Origin of the sequence: Kitasatospora sp. NPDC059817 (genome assembly GCF_042731835.1) — a bacterium.
Lineage (GTDB): Bacteria > Actinomycetota > Actinomycetes > Streptomycetales > Streptomycetaceae > Kitasatospora.
The window spans coordinates 1-2,698 of sequence record NZ_JBHWIR010000381.1 but is presented as its reverse complement, the minus strand read 5'-3'; the positions used below and the strand labels follow the sequence as shown (position 1 = coordinate 2,698).

The window sequence follows — 2,698 nt, the reverse complement described above, 5'->3', positions numbered from 1 at the left end:
CCGGAAGAAGCCCTCGACTGCGCAGGCGGCCTCTACCTCAGCGGACTGGATATCTGATCAACACCCCTCCACGAACTTCCGCGGAGCAGCACTAGGGTCCGGCATCGAGCACAAGCGGACTGTCTCCTATATCGAGGCCGTGCCTGAACGCCGCTGCCAGCCGGGCACGGGGGCGGCCCACTTCCTGGAGCGCGCCTTGGACAGAGGAAGCCGGTTCCACGCACTAAAAACGCGAGGGACCGGCCATCCGCGCACAGCCCTGGTTCGGGGCCCCGCTCCGGGCTTCCCTGTCTCAGCACCGTCCCGGCAAGCCCGGTACGCCTGGTTTGCCGGGACGGCCCCACCTCAGGTGACAGCGTTTCGCGTCGGACCTGGGACAGGACACGGCGTCAGGGGCCCTCACGGAAGCGGATCAGCGGTGGGTGTTCCACGGCGTCGGGATCGGCCCGCGGGTTGTAGGCGGCCGGCCCGGCCTCCCGCACGCGTTCGGCGATCCGCAGCCACTCCCCGTGGTCCGCGTCGGCGGTGAGCACCGACCGGTCGAACGTCTGGTCGTCCAGGGCCAGGCCCCTGACGTGGTGGAGCTGTTCCAGCGCCTTCGCCGCCGCCCGGTCGATCTGGGTCGGCGTCATCCCGTCCGCGTCCCGGCACACCAGGGCGCGGTGGAAGTGGCCAGTGCCCGGATGGAGCTCCAGGCGCTCGTCCTGCGGGCGCAGTCAGCGGGCCGGGATGGTGTGGACGACCGTGCCGGGGAAGACGACGGCGCGGCCGTCCGGGGCCCTGACGATGCCGGTGATCTCGTAAGCCGGTCACGGTCACCGTGATGCGCCGGCCGCGGACGAGGTGCAGTTGCATGTCGGCCAGTCACCTTGCGGCGCTCGTGACCGCCGGCTGTGCCGGGAGCCGTTGGGGGATGCTCGCGATGTAGGTCTCGCCGACCCCGATGTCCTCGGTGCGCATCCGTCTTCTCCTCGCCCGTGCCGGTATCCATCGTGCCCGCCCTGGTCTTCGTGGCTGGCACCGCGGCTGGTGAGTTCGACGTCCACGGGCCGGTGGTGCCGTGGCCGCCGGTCGTGCGGATCGCCGCCGTCGTCGCCGAACCCCGCACCAGCCGTGGTCGGTGCGGGGTTCGGTTACGTCCGGGAGGGCGGGCCGGTGACGACGTGCCGGCCGCGCGTTCTGTCCCGGGCGGGCGACAACTGACGCCCCGCGAGCCCGGCCAGGTACCGACCCGCACCGTGCGCAGGCGCAGTCGGCCGGGTGCGCGGCGGGGGTGTCCGCACGTTGTCCGGGTAGCCGGTCACGCTCCTCGATCATCATCAGAAGGGTGAAGCGCTGGGATTCTTCGGCGAGCGGATCGCGCCCTTCAATAGGTCCATGACCCGTTCGTGAGTGTCACCAACTCGGTCTGCTACCTGTACACATATGGAAACGTCGTCGATCTCTACCATGGCCTTCTCTGTAAACCAGCCGATAAACATCAGGCCTTGTGCCGGAATCGGCCGACCGGGAGAGATTAATTGAAGTGAGAAGTCCTCACCGTCCTTCAGGCCCCGTGCTGTTAGCATGGTCACCACATCGTGGCATGTTCCCCAACGGGCGGAATCCATGGCGCCGTCAGCTTTCGCCGTAGCGGAGAACTCAACCCAGTAGTCGATCCTTGTCAGCACGGCCACGTCTTGAGCACCGTTCATGGCCTGGCATGCCCATACGAGCTGCTGATCTGGAGCCATGCCAGCCGCAACGCGGCCAAACCAACCCAGTGCGGGCCTGACCGTCCGTGCGTACTGAGCGCGCGCAAGTACGGCCCCTACCGAAGCAAGGACCGCTGTGACAGCGGACTGAGTATCCAACAGCTCGAGCTTCCATATCCCAGCAGGGTGCTTTAAATTATTCCTTATCAGCGTGTAGAAAAGCAGTAGAAAACTGATAGCTACGAACGCAATCGGAAGCCTCGCGAACCACGGACTCCGTTTGACCACCCGCTGTGTTTCCACTGGTCCCCCCGGGTCTATTGGACGCCTCGCGCGGTCGGCTGCACAACACATGCCGGCGGTCAGGCCCTGTCATGCCGTTGTACGCCACACTCCCACCGTTGTCCCTGCAGATGCCGAAACTCGTTGCTCTGTACGAGGCGCTGGGCCGGCCATAGAAGTGCTCATCCGGCCCAGTTCCGCCACCGCACCCCATCAGGGATGGGGAATAGCCTGGCCATCGGGGCCGGTCACGGGCATGAGGGCTGGTTCTCACTGGGCCAGCAGACCTGCCTGCCGGTCCGGTGGTGAGCAGTGTTGGTGGGCCGGGCGCTTGCTGGCCGAGTGGGACGCTCCGCTGCCGGCCGCCCGTCAGCTGCACAGCTGCCGGCGCCAACCTCGCCGCAGCGCGGACCACACGGCACCTGCGACAGGAATTCCCGACAGGAGGATTCTGCACACCTGCCACCCCCTCCAGAAGCCCGAATCGGAGGACCCGAATTCAAAGCCATTTATGCGCGGCTTCCTGTAGCCCATCAGTCACGGTGATGGAATTAGGGCTTGATCGTCGGGAGGACGGCCGCCCTGTCCCTGGCCCTGGCCGTGACGCCGGGGCAGTGGGCGACTCGGCTGCCGTTTGCGCCTCTCGATGGCTCGCACGGACCGTGAACCAAGTGCCCCGCCAGACCAAGCGGGGGGGGGCGGGGGCGGCGCCCCCGCCCCCC

2 protein-coding genes are annotated in these 2,698 nt (G+C 67.3%); both read right to left on the bottom strand.

Features of this window, described 5'->3' with window-relative positions:
• Nucleotides 1-389 precede the first annotated feature (389 nt).
• Nucleotides 390-632: a hypothetical protein gene (locus ACFV61_RS35495; RefSeq protein ID WP_380496271.1), complete on the bottom strand. Its 243-nt coding sequence runs from the start codon at nucleotides 630-632 to the stop codon at nucleotides 390-392.
• Between the two features lie 687 nt (nucleotides 633-1,319).
• Nucleotides 1,320-1,676: a hypothetical protein gene (locus ACFV61_RS35490; RefSeq protein WP_380496269.1), complete on the bottom strand. Its 357-nt coding sequence runs from the start codon at nucleotides 1,674-1,676 to the stop codon at nucleotides 1,320-1,322.
• Nucleotides 1,677-2,698: the final 1,022 nt, after the last annotated feature.

Coding starts and splice junctions, on each gene's coding strand:
- ACFV61_RS35495 (WP_380496271.1), bottom strand. CDS start 632: ATGACGCCGACCCAGATCGACCGGGCGGCGGCGAAGGCGCTGGAACAG.